At 69.9% G+C, this 19,535-nt stretch carries 21 protein-coding genes; 14 read left to right on the plus strand and 7 right to left on the minus strand.

Going from position 1 to position 19,535, the window contains the following annotated elements; all coding sequences use genetic code 11:
• Positions 1 to 73: 73 nt before the first annotated feature.
• From SREC43747_RS0104890 to SREC43747_RS0104905, 4 genes are all read left to right on the plus strand, one after another.
• Positions 74 to 256, plus strand: a complete 183-nt coding sequence (locus tag SREC43747_RS0104890; protein ID WP_029720032.1) for a hypothetical protein — start codon at positions 74 to 76, stop codon at positions 254 to 256.
• Positions 257 to 469: 213 nt separating this feature from the next.
• Entirely contained in the window at positions 470 to 1,924 is a 1,455-nt protein-coding gene (locus SREC43747_RS0104895) for an NAD-dependent malic enzyme (RefSeq protein WP_029720033.1), read from the plus strand.
• 115 nt (positions 1,925 to 2,039) lie between these two features.
• Complete coding sequence (moaC, locus tag SREC43747_RS0104900; RefSeq protein WP_029720034.1) at positions 2,040 to 2,519, plus strand: cyclic pyranopterin monophosphate synthase MoaC; 480 nt, start codon at positions 2,040 to 2,042, stop codon at positions 2,517 to 2,519.
• 37 nt (positions 2,520 to 2,556) lie between these two features.
• On the plus strand, positions 2,557 to 3,471 hold the full coding sequence (locus SREC43747_RS0104905) for a molybdenum cofactor biosynthesis protein MoaE (protein WP_029720035.1): 915 nt from the start codon (positions 2,557 to 2,559) through the stop codon (positions 3,469 to 3,471).
• A gap of 162 nt (positions 3,472 to 3,633) precedes the next feature.
• On the opposite strand, the gene SREC43747_RS0104910 is transcribed toward SREC43747_RS0104905, so the two are convergent.
• On the minus strand, positions 3,634 to 4,275 hold the full coding sequence (locus SREC43747_RS0104910; protein ID WP_029720036.1) for a LysM peptidoglycan-binding domain-containing protein: 642 nt from the start codon (positions 4,273 to 4,275) through the stop codon (positions 3,634 to 3,636).
• A gap of 699 nt (positions 4,276 to 4,974) precedes the next feature.
• Positions 4,975 to 5,268, minus strand: a complete 294-nt coding sequence (locus SREC43747_RS0104915) for a MoaD/ThiS family protein (protein ID WP_029720037.1) — start codon at positions 5,266 to 5,268, stop codon at positions 4,975 to 4,977.
• A gap of 193 nt (positions 5,269 to 5,461) precedes the next feature.
• Here SREC43747_RS0104915 and SREC43747_RS0104920 point away from each other — a divergent pair, with 193 nt between their 5' ends.
• From SREC43747_RS0104920 to SREC43747_RS0104940, 5 genes are read left to right on the plus strand one after another with little or no spacing between them, the layout of a single operon-like run.
• A complete protein-coding gene (locus tag SREC43747_RS0104920) occupies positions 5,462 to 5,863 on the plus strand; it encodes a TOBE domain-containing protein (RefSeq protein WP_029720038.1) in 402 nt (133 codons plus the stop codon).
• A complete protein-coding gene (modA, locus tag SREC43747_RS0104925) occupies positions 5,860 to 6,600 on the plus strand; it encodes a molybdate ABC transporter substrate-binding protein (RefSeq protein WP_029720039.1) in 741 nt (246 codons plus the stop codon). The genes SREC43747_RS0104920 and modA overlap by 4 nt, the downstream gene beginning before the upstream one ends.
• Positions 6,597 to 7,406, plus strand: a complete 810-nt coding sequence (locus SREC43747_RS0104930; protein ID WP_081722426.1) for an ABC transporter permease — start codon at positions 6,597 to 6,599, stop codon at positions 7,404 to 7,406. The genes modA and SREC43747_RS0104930 overlap by 4 nt, the downstream gene beginning before the upstream one ends.
• A complete protein-coding gene (locus SREC43747_RS22270) occupies positions 7,403 to 8,494 on the plus strand; it encodes a sulfate/molybdate ABC transporter ATP-binding protein (RefSeq protein WP_029720041.1) in 1,092 nt (363 codons plus the stop codon). The genes SREC43747_RS0104930 and SREC43747_RS22270 overlap by 4 nt, the downstream gene beginning before the upstream one ends.
• A 22-nt stretch (positions 8,495 to 8,516) precedes the next feature.
• Positions 8,517 to 9,278 (plus strand): HAD-IIA family hydrolase, encoded by a 762-nt coding sequence (locus SREC43747_RS0104940; RefSeq protein WP_201768631.1) that lies wholly within the window; start codon positions 8,517 to 8,519, stop codon positions 9,276 to 9,278.
• Between the two features lie 21 nt (positions 9,279 to 9,299).
• Here SREC43747_RS0104940 and SREC43747_RS0104945 read toward each other — a convergent pair whose 3' ends face one another.
• On the minus strand, positions 9,300 to 9,695 hold the full coding sequence (locus tag SREC43747_RS0104945; RefSeq protein WP_029720044.1) for a YccF domain-containing protein: 396 nt from the start codon (positions 9,693 to 9,695) through the stop codon (positions 9,300 to 9,302).
• A 138-nt stretch (positions 9,696 to 9,833) separates the two neighbouring features.
• Between SREC43747_RS0104945 and SREC43747_RS0104950 the strand changes: the two genes are divergently transcribed.
• Entirely contained in the window at positions 9,834 to 11,468 is a 1,635-nt protein-coding gene (locus SREC43747_RS0104950) for an AMP-binding protein (protein WP_029720045.1), read from the plus strand.
• A gap of 58 nt (positions 11,469 to 11,526) precedes the next feature.
• On the opposite strand, the gene SREC43747_RS0104955 is transcribed toward SREC43747_RS0104950, so the two are convergent.
• Positions 11,527 to 12,495, minus strand: a complete 969-nt coding sequence (locus SREC43747_RS0104955) for a R2-like ligand-binding oxidase (protein WP_029720046.1) — start codon at positions 12,493 to 12,495, stop codon at positions 11,527 to 11,529.
• A 110-nt stretch (positions 12,496 to 12,605) separates the two neighbouring features.
• On the opposite strand from SREC43747_RS0104955, the gene SREC43747_RS0104960 reads away from it, so the two are divergent.
• The gene (locus tag SREC43747_RS0104960) at positions 12,606 to 13,244 is read left to right on the plus strand and encodes an HAD family hydrolase (protein ID WP_269077824.1); all 639 of its coding nucleotides are present in this window, start codon (positions 12,606 to 12,608) and stop codon (positions 13,242 to 13,244) included.
• On the opposite strand, the gene SREC43747_RS21515 is transcribed toward SREC43747_RS0104960, so the two are convergent.
• Positions 13,222 to 13,428: a hypothetical protein gene (locus SREC43747_RS21515; RefSeq protein ID WP_029720048.1), complete on the minus strand. Its 207-nt coding sequence runs from the start codon at positions 13,426 to 13,428 to the stop codon at positions 13,222 to 13,224. The genes SREC43747_RS0104960 and SREC43747_RS21515 overlap by 23 nt on opposite strands.
• A gap of 242 nt (positions 13,429 to 13,670) precedes the next feature.
• Between SREC43747_RS21515 and SREC43747_RS22210 the strand changes: the two genes are divergently transcribed.
• On the plus strand, positions 13,671 to 14,066 hold the full coding sequence (locus SREC43747_RS22210; RefSeq protein WP_029720049.1) for a cold-shock protein: 396 nt from the start codon (positions 13,671 to 13,673) through the stop codon (positions 14,064 to 14,066).
• A 16-nt stretch (positions 14,067 to 14,082) separates the two neighbouring features.
• Here the strand turns inward: SREC43747_RS22210 and SREC43747_RS0104975 are convergent, their stop codons facing one another.
• Together SREC43747_RS0104975 and SREC43747_RS0104980 are read right to left on the minus strand one after the other, a co-directional pair.
• Complete coding sequence (locus SREC43747_RS0104975; RefSeq protein ID WP_029720050.1) at positions 14,083 to 14,559, minus strand: DUF2771 family protein; 477 nt, start codon at positions 14,557 to 14,559, stop codon at positions 14,083 to 14,085.
• A gap of 43 nt (positions 14,560 to 14,602) precedes the next feature.
• Positions 14,603 to 15,295, minus strand: coding sequence for a glutaminyl-peptide cyclotransferase (locus SREC43747_RS0104980; RefSeq protein ID WP_408005192.1), 693 nt, complete (start codon positions 15,293 to 15,295; stop codon positions 14,603 to 14,605).
• A 213-nt stretch (positions 15,296 to 15,508) separates the two neighbouring features.
• Here SREC43747_RS0104980 and SREC43747_RS19605 point away from each other — a divergent pair, with 213 nt between their 5' ends.
• Both SREC43747_RS19605 and SREC43747_RS0104990 read left to right on the plus strand, forming a co-directional pair.
• Complete coding sequence (locus SREC43747_RS19605) at positions 15,509 to 16,372, plus strand: DUF3027 domain-containing protein (protein ID WP_037331370.1); 864 nt, start codon at positions 15,509 to 15,511, stop codon at positions 16,370 to 16,372.
• Positions 16,369 to 19,350, plus strand: a complete 2,982-nt coding sequence (locus tag SREC43747_RS0104990; RefSeq protein WP_029720052.1) for an ATP-binding protein — start codon at positions 16,369 to 16,371, stop codon at positions 19,348 to 19,350. Before SREC43747_RS19605 ends, SREC43747_RS0104990 begins: the two co-directional genes overlap by 4 nt.
• Positions 19,351 to 19,535 lie beyond the last annotated feature (185 nt).

Here is a 19,535-nt window from a genome sequence, read left to right on the forward strand (position 1 = left end):
CGTGGGTGAGATCGCCCCGGGGATCCGGCAAACTGGAACCGCACCGTAGCTCCCGAGAGTTCAGGAGGACGACGTGGTCGGCAAGAAGAAGCAGGAACGCATCGACCCGGCTTGGCCGAAGGTTCCGGACGGCCAGGCAGCGGTGAGCGAGTTCCTTGCCGACAAGCAGGGTGCGCTGTCGCCCTTCGGAGACGACGTGACCTTCCCGATGGAGAAGGTGCCGTACGTCCACCCCGAAACCCGGATCAACAAGTGATCGGGCTGTCAAGGGGAACTGGTAAGTAACCGGCCGGAAATCACTCACAGGAGAAAAAGTTTTAAGCTTTTTCTCGTGTTGGGTGAGATTCCGGTCGCTCGGCCGGCTGTGCGGGCTTGCGTACCGGATGAGCGATCTTCCTCCGGCGGTCTGCTCCAGACCGCCGGCGGGCACCCGCAGATCAACCATCGCTAGCTCGACAGGGGTATGCCCATGCCGGTTCCAGGTCCCGGTTATTCGATCACCTGCCGCGTCGAGGCCCCGCCGTCCACCACGGCCGCTGGAGACCTGACCAGTGCCATCGGCCGCGCGGGCGGTGTGATCACGGCGTTCGACGTCGTCGAGTCGCACAGCGACCGCATCGTCGTCGACATCACCTGCAACGCGCTCTCCGCCGATCACGCCAACGACCTCACCGAGGTGCTGAACACCTTGGACGGGGTCCGGGTGCGCAAGGTCTCGGACCGCACCTTCCTGGTGCACCTGGGCGGCAAGATAGAGGTCAACTCCCGGGTCGCCCTGGCCAACCGCGACGACCTCTCCCGCGCCTACACCCCCGGCGTGGCCCGGGTGTGCACCGCGATCGCGGAGAACCCGGAAGACGCCCGGCGGCTCACGGTCAAGCGCAACGCCGTCGCCGTGGTCACCGACGGCTCGGCCGTGCTCGGCCTGGGCAACCTCGGTCCGGAAGCAGCGCTGCCGGTGATGGAAGGAAAGGCCGCGCTGTTCAAGAAGTTCGCCGGGGTCAACGCCTGGCCGGTGTGCCTGGACACCCAGGACACCGAGGAGATCATCCGCGCCGTGGAACTGATCGCACCGGTCTACGGCGGCATCAACCTGGAGGACATCGCCGCTCCCCGCTGCTTCGAAATCGAGGCGCGACTGCGGGAGAAGCTGGACATCCCGGTGTTCCACGACGACCAGCACGGCACGGCGATCGTGGTGCTGGCCGCGCTGCGCAACGCGCTGCGAGTGGTCGACAAGGACATCACCGGCTGCCGCGTCGTCGTCTGCGGGGTGGGGGCCGCCGGTTCGGCCATCATCCGGTTGCTGCAGCACAAGAAACCGGCCGACATCATCGCCGTCGACATCGACGGAATCGTCCACAACGGACGCGGGGACGAGGACGCGAACCTGCAGTCCATCGCCGCCAGCACCAACAAGGACGGTCGCACCGGGACGCTGCGCGACGCGCTGCGGGGCGCCGACGTCTTCATCGGGGTCTCCGCCCCCAACCTGCTCACCGCCGACGACCTCAGCGTCATGAACGAGTCCCCGGTCGTCTTCGCCCTGGCCAACCCGGACCCGGAGATCGACCCGCTGGAAGCCCGGAAGCACGCCGCGGTGGTCGCCACCGGGCGCAGCGACTACCCGAACCAGATCAACAACGTGCTCGCCTTCCCGGGGGTGTTCCGCGGTCTGCTGGACGCCCACGCCCGCGAGATCAACGAGCCCATGATGGTCGCGGCCGCCAACGCCATCGCCGACGTGGTGGACGAGGAACGGCTCAACGCCTCGTTCATCGTGCCCAGCGTCTTCGACTCGGCGGTCGCCCCGGCCGTGGCCGAAGCGGTGAAGCGCGCCGCCCGGGAGACCGGTGCGGTGGCCCCCAAGCCGCGCGGCGGCTCGGCACTGCCGTGGTCGATGGCCGAGGACTTCGACTTCTGAGCGGTCCCGAGCGCTTCGACGCCGCTGGCGGGCCACCGCTGGCGGCGTTCTTCCATTCGCACCAGCCCGTTCGCTCTCCGCTGGGGGGAGCGGGTTCCGGTACTAGGCTCGGGGCATGGCGCGCAACGAGCTCACCCACGTGGACGCCGCTGGTGCGGCCCGCATGGTCGACGTCTCCGGCAAGACCCCGACCGCCCGCACCGCCGTGGCCAGCGGCGTGGTGCGCACCACCGCTGAAGTGGTGCAGCTGCTGGAGCGGGACGGACTGCCCAAAGGGGACGCGTTGGCCACCGCCCGGATCGCGGGGATCATGGCGGCCAAGCGGACTCCCGACCTGATCCCGCTGTGCCACCCGATCGCGATCAGCGGCGTGGAAGTGGACTTGGAGCTGGGTGAGGCGGAAGTGCGCATCACCGCCACCGTGCGCACCACCGATCGCACCGGGGTGGAGATGGAAGCGCTGACCGCGGTCACCGGTGCCGGGCTGGCGCTGCACGACATGATCAAAGCGGTCGATCCGGCCGCCGTGCTCGACGCGGTGCGGGTGGAGCGCAAAGAAGGCGGGAAGACCGGTCTGTGGGAGCGGCAGGACTGACCCGGCGGTCGGTCGCCGCACGACACGGGAGAGGGCCATGACCAGGACAGCACGGGTAGTCGCGGCTTCGAACCGGGCGGCCGCCGGCGTGTACGAGGACCGCACCGGGCCGGTGATCGCGCAGTGGCTGCGGGAACGCGGCTACGACGTCACCGGGCCGGTGGTGGTGCCCGACGGAGAACCGGTCGGCGAGGAGCTCCGCAACGCGGTGGCGGAGCAGGTGGACGTGGTGATCACCACCGGGGGCACGGGGATCAGCCCCACCGACCGGACCCCGGAGGTCACCGCCGCCGTGCTGGACTACGAGATCCCCGGGCTGGCGGACGCGATCCGCTCCGCCGGGCTGCCGGAGGTGCCCACCGCGGTGCTGTCCCGAGGGCTGGCGGGGGTCAGCGGCCGGACGCTGATCGTCAACCTCCCCGGTTCCCGCGGCGGGGTGCAGGACGGGCTCTCGGTGCTCGCCGGGGTGCTCGACCACGCGGTGGACCAGCTGCACGGCGGTGACCACGCGCCCGCCACCCCGAGCCGGGCCGAGGTGCTGCGGGCGGGCGTGGCCGACGAACCGATCTCCGCCGACGAACTCGCCCAGCTGGTGGCCCACCGGTCCGCCGGGGCGGTGGTGACGTTCTCCGGGGTGGTGCGCGACCACGACGGCGGCCGCGCGGTCTCGGAGCTCGAGTACGTCAGCCATCCCAGCGCCCCGGAGGTGATCGACGAGGTGGCGCGGGACGTCGCTGCCAGGTTCCCCGGGGTGCGCGCGCTCGCCGTCGAGCACCGCGTCGGGCTGTTGAAGATCGGGGACGCCGCCCTGGTGTGCGCGGTTTCCGCCGACCACCGCAAGCAGGCCTTCAGCGCTTGCGGCGAACTCGTCGACGAGGTCAAGCGGCGGCTGCCGATCTGGAAGCGGCAGGTCTTCGACGACGGCACCGAGGAGTGGGTCAACTGTCCCTGATCCGCGCTGGTCGTCGGGGGATCGGTGCTCCGGGGGTTTTCTTTCGGGGGAAGGGTGGGACCCCGTCGCTGGGGGCGGGCGACGGGGTCCCGGGTGCGCGGAGCACGTGTCGTGTCGGGGGGAACGACACGTGCTCCAGGCCGCCCGCGAGCGGGCGACAAGTCACTTGATGTCGAGCTTCTGACCCGGGAAGATCAAGTTCGGGTCCTCGATGACATCGGAGTTGCGCTCGTAGATCTTCTGGTAGCTGACACCGAACTTCTGGCCGATGGCGCTCAGCGTGTCACCGGGCTGGACGGTGTAGTCAGCACCGCTGGTCTTGACCGAGCTCTGCGACTGGCTGCTCGACGACTCCGACGAGCTGCTCGAGGAGCTCGACGACTCCGACGAGCTGCTGCTCGAGGAGCTCGACGAGCCGCTGCTGACGTCGGTGGTGGTGCCGCTGGTCCAGTTGACCTTGGCGGTGCAGCCCGGCCAGGCGTTCGGGCCCTGGGCGGCGAGCACCTTCTCGGCGATGGCGATCTGCTGCTCGCGGGATGCCTGAGCGGCGTTCGGGGCGTACTGGGTGCCGCCGAAGGCTTCCCAGGTGGACTGGGAGAACTGCAGACCGCCGTAGTAGCCGTTTCCGGTGTTGATGCTCCAGTTGCCGCTGCTCTCGCACTGGGCCAGCAGGTCCCAGTCGGCAGCGCTGGCGGGAGCGGCGATCGCAACCGGGGCTGCCATCACGGCGCCGGCGAAAGCGACTCGTGCGGCGTTGCGACCCATATTGGAACTTTTCCGGTGCTTGCCTTTGTAGCGAGCCATTTCCCTCTCTCCTGTGGCGCCTGCGAGGTTCCGGCCCATCCGGATTCGGGTTTCCGGAGAGCCTGCCGGCTCGGGGGAACCGGCTCGTCCCCTCGGGCTTCGGGGCGCCCAGTGGGGCTCTCGCCCCTGTCCGTTGTCTCCGTTCGGGGGTAGGAAGCCCGCCGGACAGGGTTCGGCGCTGCGGACTTCCCGCTCCTTTCTGATCGGTTCGGGGCCGACCGGACAGCGACACTACGTAACCAAGACCAAGATCGGAAATCCTAATCGACGTGTTGCTGGTCACAGTAACAACCGGAACGGGTGAACCGATCGGGGGTATTTTCGCTGATCAGAGGCTTGTTACCGGTTCGTATCCTTGTTGAAATCGATCACCCTCGGTGAGGTATGGGTCACCTCGTTACTTCTCCCGGGCAACCCTCGTCACAGTGACCCACAGCGCTTTCGGAAGCCGATGTCGGCGAAGTAAGAGCAGGCCCGAACGCTGTGGGCCGATCACGCAAAGGTCAATGGAAAATACGCAGAGTGATGGAAGAAGTGGCTGGAAAGATACTTGATGACCGGCACAGGTGGAGCTTGAAAATCACCAAGATCCAACCAGCGGAAATGAGCGCGCAAAACTCACCCTTTTAGGGGTGTTCGACACGCGCGTTTTTGCGGTACGCGCGTGCGCGCATGCGTTAAAGGCTGAGGAAGAACCGGTCAGCCACCGGCGAACGGGGGCAGCACGTCCAGCTGGGCCCCATCGGGAACCCGCACCTGTTGATCTCGGACGGCCACGCCGTTGAGTAAGAAGCTGCACGCCCCGACGACATCGCGGAGCTTCTGGTCGTGCTTGTCCAGCACGGCCTCGATCACGTCAGCGGCGGTCACCGCCGCACCGGCCGGGCGGTCGACCCGAACGGTCTCCTCCGGGGTTCCCGCGGCTGCTCGAGCGCCGGCGAAATACCGCACCTGCACGGTCACCGTCTCGACGTGTTCGGCTGAAGCTGTCATCAGCACAACCCCCTCGTCCGCGCCTGGTGCTTGTGCGGTTCCGCCGGAGCCGACGAACCTGTGACGAGCCTAGCGCGCCCCGAACCTGAAAATCGATCGCGTGACCGGGTGCGACCCGGCTCTCTCTGGGGGACCGCAAATGCGGCGATCGGCCGCTGGTTCTCACCGCACCTGCGGAAGTATGGTCCTTGCCATGCCGCAATACCGGGTAGCGGAAGCCGCTGGTCTGCTCGGAGTCAGTGACGACACGGTGCGCCGGTGGATCGACACCGGCCAGCTGCCGGGCCAGCGCGACGACACCGGCCGGCTGACCGTGGACGGCGTCGCCCTGGCCAACTTCGCCCGCGCCCAAGCCAGAGCCGCCCCCGACCCGTCCGGTGTCGGCCGCTCCGCCCGCAACCGGTTCGTCGGGCTCGTCACCGAGGTCGTCTCCGACGCGGTCATGTCCCAGGTGGAACTGCAGTGCGGCCCGCACCGGGTGGTGTCGCTGATGAGCACCGAAGCCGTGCGCGAGCTCGGGCTGCGCCCGGGTGCGCTGGCGGTGGCGGTGGTCAAGTCCACCAACGTCGTTGTCGAGACACCGGGGGACCGATGAACCGGCGAACGATCCTGGCGTTGTTGATCTGCCTGCTGCTGGGGACGAGCTGCTCGACGGGCCAACCGCAGCAGCGCACCCTCACCGTGCTGGCGGCGGCCTCGCTCACCGAGTCGTTCGACGAACTCGCGCAGCGGTTCACCGCGGACCACCCGGACGTGCAGGTCCGCTTCGACTACCAGGGGTCGTCCACCCTCGCCGAGCAGATCCGGCAGGGCAGGCAGGCCGACGTGTTCGCCTCCGCCGACCGGGCCAGCATGGACCGGGTCGGCGACCTGGTGACCGACCCTCAAGTGTTCGCCACCAACCGGCTGGTGATCGCCGTTCCCTCGGGCAACCCGGCCGGGATCCGCTCCGCGGCCGACCTCGCGGCCCCGGGCAACACCGTCGTGGTGTGCGCCCCGCCGGTGCCCTGCGGGGCGGCCACCCGGGAAGTGCTGCGGGCCTCCGGTGTCCAGCTGCGGCCGGCCAGCGAGGAGAACGACGTCAAAGCGGTGCTGAACAAGGTCGCCGCCGGCGAAGCCGACGCCGGCCTGGTCTACACGACCGATGCGCGAGCCGCCGCCGGCGAGGTCGAGGCGATCGAACTGCCGCACGCCGACCAGGCGATCAACTCCTACCCGGTCGGCGTGCTGCGGGACGCCGCGGAACCGGAACTGGCCCGCCAGTTCGTGGACTTCCTGCGCGGCCCGGCCGGCCGCGAAGTGCTCGCCGAGCACGGGTTCGGTCTGCCATGAGCCGAGGACGTCGCGCGCACCGCAGCACCAGCCGCATCCCAGCCCTGCTGTGGTTGCCCGCCAGCTGCGCGCTGCTGCTGATCGTGCTGCCGGTCGCCGGGCTGCTGACCCGCACCGACCCGCGCCAGCTGCCGGAACTGCTGCTCAGCCCGGCCGCGCTGGAGGCGCTGCGGCTGTCGATCCGCACCGCGCTGATCGCCACCGCGCTCTCCCTGCTGCTGGGCGGACCGCTCGCCCTGGTGCTGGCCCGCTCCCGGCTGCCGGGCGTGCGGGTGCTGCGGGCCCTGGTGCTGCTGCCGCTGGTGCTGCCCCCGGTGGTCGGCGGCCTGGCCCTGCTGTACCTGCTGGGGCGCACCGGGCCGGTCGGGCAACTGCTGGCGCTGGTCGGCGTCCAACTGCCGTACACCACGACGGCGGTGGTGCTGGCCCAGACCTTCGTCGCCATGCCGTTCCTGGTGGTCGGGCTGGAAGGCGCGCTGCGCACCGCGGGGGAGCGGTACGAGCAGGTCGCGGCCACCCTCGGCGCCAGCCCGTGGTTGGCGTTCCGGCGGGTGACGGTGCCGCTGATGCTGCCGGCGGTGGGGTCCGGCCTGGTGCTCACCTTCGCCCGGGCGCTGGGCGAGTTCGGCGCCACCATCACCTTCGCCGGCAGCCTGCAGGGCACCACCCGCACCCTCCCCCTCGCCGTCTACACCACCGCGCAGTCCGATGTGGATGCCGCGGTGGCGATGTCGCTGCTGCTGGTCGCGGTGGCGCTGGCGGTGATCGTGGTGGCGCGACCGAGAGCGGTGGAAGGACAGCTGTGAGCGGACTGCGCGCGGAAATCGACCTGCACCGCGGCTCGTTCGCGCTGCGGGCCGAGCTCCAGGTGCCGCCGGGGCAGGTGGTCGCGGTGCTCGGGCCCAACGGGGCCGGAAAGTCCACTTTGCTGTCCGTGCTGGCCGGTCTGCTCCGCCCGAGCGCCGGGCGCATCGAACTCGACGGGACGCCGTGGCTGGACACCGAGCGGGGCGTCGACCTGCCGACCCACCGGCGCGGTGCCGGCCTGCTGGCCCAGCAACCACTGCTGTTCCCCTACCTGAGCGCCCTGGAGAACGTGGCGTTCGGCCCCCGGGCAGCAGGCAAGCGCAAGGCGGAGGCGCGCCGCATCGCCGAACACTGGTTATCCGAAGTGGACGCGCTCGACCTGGCCGAGCGCAAACCCGGCCAGCTGTCCGGCGGACAGGCCCAGCGCGTGGCGCTGGCCCGGGCGCTGGCGGCCGACCCGAAGCTGCTGATGCTGGACGAGCCGCTGGCCGCGCTCGATGTGGACGCCGCGCCCGCGATGCGCGGGCTGCTGCGCGAGGTGCTGCGCCGCCACCGCAAACCCACCGTCCTGGTCACCCACGACGTGCTGGACGCGATCGTGCTCGCCGACCAGCTGGTGGTGCTGGTGGACGGGCGGATCGTCGAACAGGGCCCGGTGCGCCGGGTCCTGGCCCGCCCGCGGGACCCGTTCACCGCCCGGGTCGCGGGCCTGAACCTGCTGGCCGGAACGGCCACCGAAGAGGGGATCGCCCTCGACGGCATCCAGGTCAGCGGGCGCGCCGCCGAACCGGTGTCCGCGCGGGAACCGGCGGCCGCGGTGTTCGCCCCGGCCGCGGTGGCCATCCACCGGGAGCGCCCGCACGCCAGCCCGCGCAACGCCTTGCCGGTGCGGCTGACCGGCCTGGAACCGCGGGCGGACGTGATCCGGGTGCGCGGCGCGGTGCGCGGCCAATCCATCGCCGCCGACGTGACCCCGGCCGCGGTGGCGGAGCTGCAGTTGGCCGTCGGCGAAGAGGTGTGGTTCGTCGTCAAGGCGACTGAGGTAGCAATTCACCCGGTGTCCGGTGGATCATCGGGGGGTGACTGAAAAAGCTGGCTGGACCTACCTGATGGACATGGACGGCGTGCTCGTGCACGAGGAGTACATGGTGCCGGGCGCCAACGAGTTCCTCGCCGACCTGCGGGCCAACGATATCCCGTTCATGGTGTTCACCAACAACTCCAAGTACACCCCGCGCGATCTGCGCGCCAGGCTGAGCCGCACCGGGCTGGACGTGCCGGAAGGGGCCATTTGGACCTCGGCCCTGGCCACCGCCCAGTTCCTGCAGGAGCAGCGGCCCAACGGGTCGGCCTTCGTGATCGGCGAGTCCGGGCTGACCACCGCGCTGCACAACGTGGGCTACGTGCTCACCGAGACCGACCCGGACTACGTGGTGCTGGGGGAGACCCGCACCTACAGCTTCACCGCGATCACCAAGGCGGTGCGGATGATCGAGCGCGGTGCGCGGTTCATCGCCACGAACCCGGACGAGAAGGGCCCGAGCCGGGAAGGCACCCTCCCGGCCACCGGGGCGGTGGCCGCCATGATCGAGCGGGTCACCGGCCGCGCCCCGTACTACGTGGGCAAACCGAATCCGCTGATGATGCGTTCCGCGCTGCGCCAGCTCGGCGCCCACTCGGAGAACACCCTGATGATCGGGGACCGGATGGACACCGACGTGCGCTCCGGGCTGGAGTCGGGGATGCGCACGATCCTGGTGCTCTCCGGGCTCTCCGGCGAGGACACCGCGCAGCGGTACCCGTACCGGCCGACGAAGGTGATCAACTCGGTGGCCGACCTCATCGGCCGCGTCACGAATCCGTTCGACTGATCGGCTCGTCCGCGCCGCGGGCTAGCGCGGGAAGGAGCGGGGGTCGTCGGCGTCGACGATGCGCTTGCCCAGCGGCATCAGCGAGACTTCGATGAGCTTGAAGTTCGCGATGCCGAGCGGGATGCCGATGATGGTCAAGCACATCGCCACGCCGGTGACGACGTGCCCGAGGGCCAGCCACCAGCCGGCCAGCACCAGCCACAGGACGTTGCCCAGCAGGGACATCACCCCGGCATCGGGGTTGTCCACCAGCCGCCGGCCGAACGGGAGCAGCGTGAAGCTGGCCATCCGGAACGAAGCGATGCCGAAGGGGATGCCGACGACGGTGATGCTGAGCAGCACGCCCGCCAGGGCGTAGCCCAGCGCCAACCACAGCCCGCCGAAGACGAGCCAGATCACGTTCAGTACCAAGCGCATGCACCCACCGTGCCACCCCGGGTGGCGCGGTGGCTGCTGGAACGAAAAATCCGCATCGCGGAGCGCTCCTCCTCTTGGCTGACGGGCTCTTTGCAGGGAAGATGAGTGGCCTGCATCACTTGCTGCAAGGAGGCCGTAGTGACGGAAGCCACTGCACCGGCTCAGCTCAGTTACGCCTCGGGCGTTTCCGACGTTCCGCTGCTCGGGGACACGATCGGGGTGAATCTGGACCGCACGGCAGCTCGTTTCCCGGACCGGGAAGCGCTCGTGGAATGCGCAACCGGGCGCCGCTGGACATACCGGGAATTCGTGGCAGAAGTGGACAAGCTGGCCATCGGGCTGCTGGAAGCCGGGATAGGCAAGGGAGATCGGGTCGGCATCTGGTCCCCGAACCGTGCTGAGTGGACGTTCATCCAGTACGCGACCGCGAAGATCGGGGCCATCCTGGTCAACATCAACCCGGCCTACCGGGAGCACGAGCTGGAGTTCGCGCTCAACCAGTCCGGGGTCAAGATGCTGGTCTCGGCGGAGAAGTTCAAAACCTCCGACTACGTCGGAATGATCGACAACGTCCGCTCCCGGTGCCCCCAGCTGGAGCGGGTCCTGGTCCTCGGCACCCCGGAGTGGACGGCGCTGTTCGACAACTCCGGCGACCGCGACCGGCTGTCCGAAGTGCAGGCCCAGCTGTCGGCCGACGACCCGATCAACATCCAGTACACCTCGGGCACCACCGGCTTCCCCAAAGGGGCGACCCTGTCCCACCACAACATCCTCAACAACGGGTTCTTCGTGGGGGAGCGGTGCCGCTACACCGAACAGGACCGGGTGTGCATCCCGGTGCCGTTCTACCACTGCTTCGGCATGGTGATGGGCAACCTCGCCTGCACCAGCCACGGCGCCACCATGGTCATCCCCAGCGAGGGCTTCGACCCCGCGGCCGCGCTGGCCGCGGTTTCGGCGGAACGCTGCACCTCGCTGTACGGGGTGCCCACGATGTTCATCGCCGAACTGGCGCTGCCGGACTTCGACGACTACGACCTCAGCTCGCTGCGCACCGGCATCATGGCCGGCTCGCCCTGTCCCGCCGAAGTGATGAAGCAGGTCATCGACCGGATGGGGATGACCGAGGTGACCATCTGCTACGGCATGACCGAAACCAGTCCGGTCAGCACCCAAACCCGAGCGGACGACTCACCGGAACGGCGAGTGTCCACAGTGGGCAAGGTGGGGCCGCACCTCGAGGTCAAGATCATCGACCCGGAGACCGGGCTGACCGTGCCCCGCAACCCCCCGGGCGAGCTGTGCACCCGCGGCTACTCGGTGATGCTGGGCTACTGGAACCAGCCCGACAAGACCGCCGAAGTCATCGACCAGGCCCGGTGGATGCACACCGGTGACCTCGCGGTGATGGACGAAGAGGGGTACGTCAGCATCACCGGTCGGATCAAGGACATGGTGATCCGCGGCGGGGAGAACATCTACCCGCGGGAGATCGAGGAATTCCTCTACACCCACCCCGACATCCTCGACGCCCAGGTCATCGGGGTGCCGGACGAGCGCTACGGCGAAGAGCTGATGGCCTGGGTGCGGCTGCGGGAAGGAGCACCGCCGATGACCGCCGAGTCACTGCGGGAGTTCTGCACCGGCAAGCTCGCCCACTACAAGATCCCCCGCTACGTGCACGTGGTCGACGAGTTCCCCATGACGGTGACCGGGAAGGTGCGCAAGGTGGAGATGCGCGAAATGGCCAAGGAGATCCTCGGACTCCAGTAGGCGAACGGCCCGTGGTGCGCTGCCGGGCACCGGTCACCACCGGCGCCCGGCGCCCACCTCAGCTGCTGGTGAGCTTGTCCAGCTCAGCGGCGTCCTCAGCGCCGAACTGCTCCTCCAGCTCCTCGGGGGAGGCGTCCACGTCGATCTGGGCCAACGGCATCCCGCGGGCGCTGGAGATGGCGTTCAACCGCCGGCCGGCCCGGTCCGCGGCGTAGGCGGTCAACTCCTCCTTGTTGAGCGAGAACGGCATTTCCCGGGGCATGTCGTCGGGACGCCACTCCACCTGGGCGATGGCGTGCGGCAGCAACTTGTTCATCTGGTCCTCGACGAACTCCCAGTTGCGCTCGTTGGCCGCCACGTGCCGACGGCAGGTGAAGGTGCCCCACGCCATGTGCCGCCGCTCGTCGTCCCCGATGTGCTTGATGACCTGCTGCATCCCGGGGAGGATGCCGCGGGTGCGGCAGATCTTGTGCCAGGCGTAGTAGCCGGTGAGCGCGAGGGTGCCTTCCACGATGTGGTTGTAGGTCACCGAGGCGCGCACCTGGTTCTCCGGGCTCGGGTCGTCGTGCAGGGCGTTGAGCGACTCGGGCAGGGCCTCGTAGAAGATCGCCCGGTAACCGGGGTTCTGCTCGACGATCCAGTGCAGGTCGCCGGTGAGCCCGACCGCGTCCATCCACAGCCGGAACACCTGGGTGTGCTTGGCCTCTTCGAAGCAGAACTGGGTCAGGTACATCTCGTCCCCGAAGCGCCCCTCAGCGGCCATGGCGGCCATGAAGGGCTGCAGGTCCTGCGTGACGGCTTCCTCACCGGCCACGAACTGGGCGCACAGCCCGGCGATGCTGCGCTGCTCCTCCTCGGAGAGCTTCTGCCAGTCCTCGGCGTCCTGCCGGAAGTCGATATCGGCCGGGTTCCAGTACTTGGCGTTCCCCTTGGTGAACAGGCGCAGCGGCAAGGAATCCCAGTTCAAGCCGCTGGGCCGCAGGGAGTGGAAACCATCGCGGTGGGCGGGGTGCGCGGTGCTCGTCATAGCCGACTCCAGCTCGCCAGGTGTGAGGCAGGTTACGGCATGATTTTCGATACCCATGCGTTCCGGGTCAAGGTGCGGGGCGGAACCACCCGACCCGTAGGGTGTGGGCCGTGACAGCCCAGCCCGCCACACCCGTCATCGGCTTCGACCTCGACATGACGCTGATCGACCCGCGCCCCGGCATGGTGCGGGCGTTCGAAGTGCTCAACGAGGAATTCGGGGTGCAGCTGGACGGCCAGCACTTCGCCGCCAACCTCGGGCCGCCGCTGCCCGACGTCATCCGCTCCTACGGCTTCGCCGAACCGGAGGTGCAGCAGCTGGTCGACAGGTTCCGCGAGATCTACCCGGACGTCGTGATCCCCGCGACCACCCCCATGCCCGGCGCCGACCAGGCCCTGCGCGCGGTGCGCGACGCCGGCGGCCGCGTCCTCGTCGTCACCGGCAAGTACCAGCCCAACGCCGCACTGCACCTGGAAGCGCTCGGCTGGGAAGTCGACCGGCTGGCCGGCGACGTGTTCGCCAGCGCCAAGGGGACCGTGCTGCGCGAAGAAGGCGCCACCATCTACGTCGGCGACCACCTCGGCGACGTCCGCGGCGCCCACGCCGCCGGCGCCCGCTCGGTGGCCGTGGCCACCGGCCCCCACTCGGCCGCCGAACTCGCCGCGGCAGGAGCCGACGAAGTGCTCGTGGACCTCACCGGATTCCCGGCGTGGCTGGCGGACGACCTCAACGCCGCCGGGCGCGCATGATCACGCCCACCACGCCGCAGATCAGCCCCAACGGGCACAGCAGGGCGGCCAGGTTCAGCCACAGTGGAAGATCTTGCAAGCCCAGCGCGAACAGCACGAAAATCGCCACGACAGCCGCCAGGCCCAGCCCGAACAGCACCACGGCAACCCGCAGCACAGCGGCCTGAGAATCCGTACTCCCCATGCCGGGCAGCGTATTCGGTGCTGCCCCCGCAGCCGCAGCAGCCCTTGGTCAACAAGGTGGGACGATCCCGGCGGAAAGCGCGGTACTCTTTAAGAGACGCGTCCCGACCCGCCTGGTTGCGGGCCACCCTCTCGGGGCGCTTTCGTCGTGCCGGGGTGATTCAGTCCCGCGTGGCGGAACCAGAAGGAACAAACCGGACGCCCGCAACGGGCCAGTGCATCTGACAGGGAACGGTGAGGACAGTGCCGACCGGCAGGGTCAAGTGGTTCGACGCGGAGAAAGGCTTCGGCTTCCTGACCCAGGACGGTGGGGAGGACGTATACGTGCGCGCCTCCGCACTGCCGTCCGGCGTTGACACGCTCAAGTCCGGTCAGCGCGTCGACTTCGATCTGGCCCAGGGCCGCCGCGGCCCGCAAGCCCTCAAAGTGCAGCTGCTCGACCCGCTGCCCTCGGTGGCCGAAGCACGCCGCCGACCCGCCGACGAGCTGCACGGCCTGATCGAAGACATGATCAAGCTGCTGGAGCTCAAGGTCCAACCCGAACTGCGCCGGGGACGCTACCCGGACCGCAAGACCTCCCGGCGGATCGGCGAAGTGGTCCGGGCGGTCGCCCGCGAACTCGACCCCAACGGGCCCTGACCAGCGCGCGCCAGGCTCACTGCCGCACGCTGAGCACCCAGGTTCCGCCAATGCCGAAACTCACCCCGCCACCCTGGTTCGGGGTCAACACCGCGGAGAACTTCTGCACCTCCACGTGCTCCAGCCGCGTTCCATCCGGCGGCAGCTGCAAGGTGTAGGCGTGCCGCTCACCAGGCGGGAACACCTGGGTCCGGCTGTCCAGCAGCTCACCATCGGGCCCGCGGTACAGGAACACCACCTGCCACGGGGCATCCGCCACCTCCGCGGGCACCGAGATCTGCAGCACCGAATCACCGGGCACCCGCAGCGTGCCCACCGCCTCCGGATCCGGCGGGGAGCACTCCTCACCCGCCGGGTCCTCGCAGTACTGGGCCGGCGGCACCGACACCGCGGAACCGTGGGAGTAGAACGTGACCTGCGGATCGCTGGGAGCGGCGCACCCGGCCAGAGCCAAGGCCGACACCGCCAGCAGCGGTTTCCAAGCTCGACGCACGACGTCGAGCCTACGACCCGGCCGCAGCGCGCCGCGCGGCGCCTCACGCCGGCTCGAACCGCACCCGGAACATCCACGGCCAGTACTTGCCGGTGATCAAGAACTCGTCGGTGCCGGGCACCGCGGCGATGCCGTTGAGCACGTCCGCCTGCGCCTGCTCCTCCTCGGACAACAACCCGGACGCGTCAGCCACCGCCGTGACCTGCCCCGAAGCCGGATCGATCCGCACGATGTCGGTGCTGCCCCACACATTGGCCCACACCTGGCCGTCCACGCACTCCAGCTCGTTGAGCTCCTCCACCGGGCGACCGCCCAACCGCACCGGCACCCGCCCCACCGGCTGGAACGTGCGGGGATCCCGGAACGTCAACTCGTCGCTGCCGTCGCTCATCACCAGCCGGCGGCCGTCGAAGCACAGCCCCCAGCCCTCCCCGGAATACCGAACGCGACGAAGCTCACGCAGAGTGTGACGATCCCGCTCGATCGCAACCCCTTCCTGCCAGGTGAGCTGCCATATACGGTCACCAGTGACGGTGATCCCCTCCCCGAAGAAGTCATCCGGGAGCCGAACCTCGCCGCGCACCTTGCCGGTGGCCAGGTCGATGGCGCGAACAACCGACTCACCGCGCCGCCCGGTGCCTTCGTAGAGGAGCCCATCAGCGATTTCCAGGCCCTGAGTGAATGAGGTGCGGTCGTGCGGGAGCACTTTGACCACGACCCGGCGCAGGTGTGGCACGCTTCCAGAGTGCCCAATGCTCTGATCGGTCTGCTTCTGATCGTTCTGGCCGCCATCCTGCGCCACCTGCGCAGAGCAGGCCAACAAGCCCAGAAGAGCAACAGCGAGTACACCGCTCAGAACTCGGCGAGCACGGAGGAGTCCCACCAGGCAAGCTTGACACGGCCGAAGTCCGCGTCGAACCCGTACGGCACAATCGAGGCTGTGACGCCTATGCCTGCTGCGACGACCAACCCGTCCGCGGGAACCCCGTCCGGGGAACCCGGGCAGAACGAGCCCGCGCCACTGAACCCGGAGCTCGCCGACGCGGTGGAGGTCGCCCGAGCTGCGGCGGAGGAAGAGGCGCGACCGGGGCCCGACCCGATCGCCTCTCCCGTGGTCACCCTGGACCCCAGCGGGGCCGACCCGGTGGGGGAGCACATGGGTGTCGAACCAGAAGGCCCGTACGCGGTAACCCACTACTTCGAATCCAACTACCCCAGCTACGTCGGCTGGCGCTGGGCGGTCACCGTCGCGCACGCCGGCCCCGGGGAACCGGTCACCGTCAGCGAGGTCGTGCTGCTGCCCGGGCCGAAAGCGCTCACCGCCCCGGAATGGCTGCCGTGGAGCGAACGCGTCCGCCCCGGCGACCTCGGCGCCGGTGACCTGCTGCCCACCCGCCCGGACGACCCCCGGCTGGTGCCCGGCTACCTGGCCAGCGACGACCCGGCGGTCGAGGACGTGACCAAGGAGATCGGCCTGGGGCGCAAGCGCGTGCTCAGCCCCGAAGGCAAGCTCGCCGCCGCCGAACGCTGGCAGAACGGCGAGTTCGGGCCGAACACCGACATGGCCAGAATGGCCCCCGCCAACTGCGCGACCTGCGGGTTCTTCCTGAAACTGGCCGGTTCGATGGGCACCGCCTTCGGGGTGTGCGCCAACGAGGTCTCACCCGCCGACGGCCGGGTGGTCAGCGCCGAGTTCGGCTGCGGCGCCCACTCCGAAACCGAAGTGGACACCTCCTCGTCGATTCCCGTCGCCGAAGTCGTCTACGACGACGCGGCACTGGACATCGAACCGCACCAGCCGGAGCGCGAGTGAGCCAACCGGACCCGTTCGGCACCGCTGCGCTGCGCCAAACCGTCCTGCGAACCTGGCAAACCTCACCCACCCGCTTCCGGGAGGACGCCAACGCCGAAGAAGACCTCCGCATCGGCGGCTACCGCAACCGCCTCCTGGTGGAACTCGCGCAGAACGCCGCGGACGCCGCCGGCTCCGGCGGAGTCCTGCGGATCACCTTCACCGGCACCGAACTGCGGGTGGCCAACACCGGGCAGCCGCTGACCCCCGAAGGGGTGGCCGCGCTCGCCGCCCTGCGCGCCTCCGCCAAACGCGACCAGCGAACCGTCGGCCGCTTCGGCGTCGGCTTCGCCGCGGTCCTCTCGGTCACCGACGCCCCGCAGGTGGTCTCCACCACCGGCGGGGTGGCGTTCTCCAAGCAGGCCACCGCGCGAGAAGTCGCCCAACTCCCCGGGCCCGCCGAGGAACTGCAGCGCAGAGCCGGCTCCGTCCCGGTGCTGCGCCTGCCCTGGCCAGCCGACGGCACCCCGCCCGACGGGTTCACCACCGAAGTGCGGCTGCCCCTGCGGGACGACGTCGACGTCGACGAGCTCCTGGCCTCCTTCGCCGACCAAGCCCCAGGCCTGCTGCTGGCCCTGCCCGCGCTGACCGAGATCCAACTCGGCGAACAGGTGTGGCGCCGCCAAGACCAGCCCGGCGACCAGCTCGTCATCCACGGCCCGCAGCGCACCGACCGCTGGCTCGTCCACCGGGCCAGCGGAACCCTCCGCCCGGAAGACCTGGCCGACCTCGGCGCGGAAACCCGGGAAACCACCGAATGGCAGCTGTGCTGGGCGGTCCCCCTGGACGAGCGGGGCGCACCCACCCCGCTGGCCGAGGACGTGCTGCACGCACCCACCCCCACCGAAGAACGCCTGTCCCTTCCGGCCCGCCTGGTGGCCACCGTCCCCGTGGAAGCCGACCGCCGGCGCACCGTCCGATCCGCCGCCACCGACGCGGTGCTGGCCGCAGCCGCCGAGTGCTACCCGCACCTGGTCGGCAAACTCGCCCCGGAACAGCGCACCGCCCTCGTCCCGCTGCCCGGCTTCCCGCTGTCCGACACCGACGAAGAACTCCGCCGCCAGGTGAACGCCCAGCTGCGCACCAGCAGCTGGCTGCCGGCCGCCGCCGGCGGCACCGTCGCCCCGGCCCGAGCCCGCGCCCTCGACTTCGTCTCCGCCGAACTGGTGGACCTGCTGCGGGACGTCATACCCGGACTGCTGCCCGCGGACCTCTCCGAAGCCCACCACCGCCGCGCCCTGCACGCCGTCGAAGTCCCCCGCCTCGGCACCGCCGACCTGGTGGAAGCCGTGACCGGCCTGGACCGCCCACCCCACTGGTGGCGACTGCTGTACGACGCGCTGGTCCCGGTGGAGAACGCCGACCCCGTGGCCCGCGAAGAACTTGCCGCGCTCCCGGTGCCGCTGGCCGACGGCCGCACCGCCAGCGGAGTCCGGGGAGTGCTGCTCAGCCAAGACGGAGACCGATCCGGGCCGGCCAGCCTGCTGTCCGCCTTGGACATCTCCGGGCTGCGCATCGCCCACCCGCAAGCCGCCCACCCGCTGCTGGAGAAACTCGGCGCCCACCCGGCCGGGGCCGACGAACTCCTGGACTCCCCACCCCTGGCCGAAGCGGTCCGGCGCAGCGCAGCCGACGCCCGCTCCGGCGTGCAGGTGCAACCGCTGGCCGAGGCCGTGCTCGAACTGCTGCAGCACAGCTCCCTGCGGCGCGACTGGTTGGGCAAGCTCGCCCTGCCCGACAGCGACGGCGGCTTCCGGCCCGCCGAGGAACTGGTGCTGCCGGACGCGGCACTGCTGGACGTGCTCGCCGACGACGCGGTGGGGGAGGACGCCCCGCTGGGCGTGCTGGCCGCGGACTTCGCCCAGAACTGGCCGCGCGAACTGCTGACCTCCATCGGCGTGCGCGACACCTTCCTGGTGCAGGTCACCGAAGAACCGGTGGAACCGGACGAAGACCTTCCGGACAGCCGGCAGTGGTGGGCCGAGCAGGAGGCGCTGCGGCCGGAAGAATGGCCGCCCGCGGTGCTCACCGCGGTCCACGACCTGGACCTGGTGGCCGACGACTGCTGGCCGGCCGCGATCCGACTCCTCAGCTCCCGCCCGGACACCGCCCGCGAACTGCACGACCAGCAGAGCTACACCGCGTGGTGGATCAGCCGCTACGCCCTGCTCGACGGCCGGGCGCCGCGGGACTGGCGGCTGCCGGACGCGCACGAGCTGGTCGGCCTGTACGACCCGGTTCCGGAGCTGGGGTTGACCACCGAGCAGCTCGCCCTGGCCGGGGTGCGCGGCGAACTGTCCGTCACCGGCCCCGACGACGCCGCGGACCTGCTGGAGCGGCTGGGGGACCGGGCGCGCTCGGTGCGGGCCGGCACCGCGCTGCGGGCGCACCGGGTGCTCGCCGACGCGGTGGCGCAGGGCGTCGTCGATCCGGCCGAGCTGGACCCGCCGGAGACGGTGCGGTCCGTTTCCGGGGCGGTAGTGAACGCCGAGCGGGCGGTGGTGCTGGACGTGCCGTGGATGCTCGGCGCCCTGGAGGCGCCGCTGGTGGTGGCCGGCGGCGGACCGGATGACTTCGACGCGGAAGCGCTGGCGGAACTGCTGGATCTGCCGCTGGCGTCGGAGGAGAACACCCTGCAGGTGGTCGGCTCCGGCAAAGCCCGCAACTGGCGGGAGCTCTCCCGGGTGCCGGCGGCGTGCGAACTGGTGGGCATCACCGTGCCGGACGGGCAGGTGGTGCTGCACGACGAGCTGCGGGTCCGCTCCAGCCAGCAGGAGCACCGCGTGCACTGGTGGGTCGAGCCCACCGGGGCGGTGCACGCGGAACGCACACCGGACGGCCTGGGGCGGGCACTGGCCTGGGCAGCTGACGAGTGGCAGCACCGCTTCACCCTCACCGCCCTGCTGGCCGACCCGGAAGCCACCACACTGCTCCGCTAGAACTCCACTGTGGAACTTCCCGTCGGAATGGAGAAGTAGTCCAGAGGGGATAGATAAGCAAGGGAACTTTTCTGCCAGCGCAGGAAGAAAAGTCCCCTTGCTGGTGGATCGTTCAGTCCTGCGGTGGGATGTTCTTGACGACTTCGGGGAAGATCTTCTCCGCTAGCTCGCACGGTTGCGGCAGG

It is taken from the genome of Saccharopolyspora rectivirgula DSM 43747, from assembly GCF_000497205.1.
Classification (GTDB): Bacteria; Actinomycetota; Actinomycetes; order Mycobacteriales; family Pseudonocardiaceae; genus Saccharopolyspora; species Saccharopolyspora rectivirgula.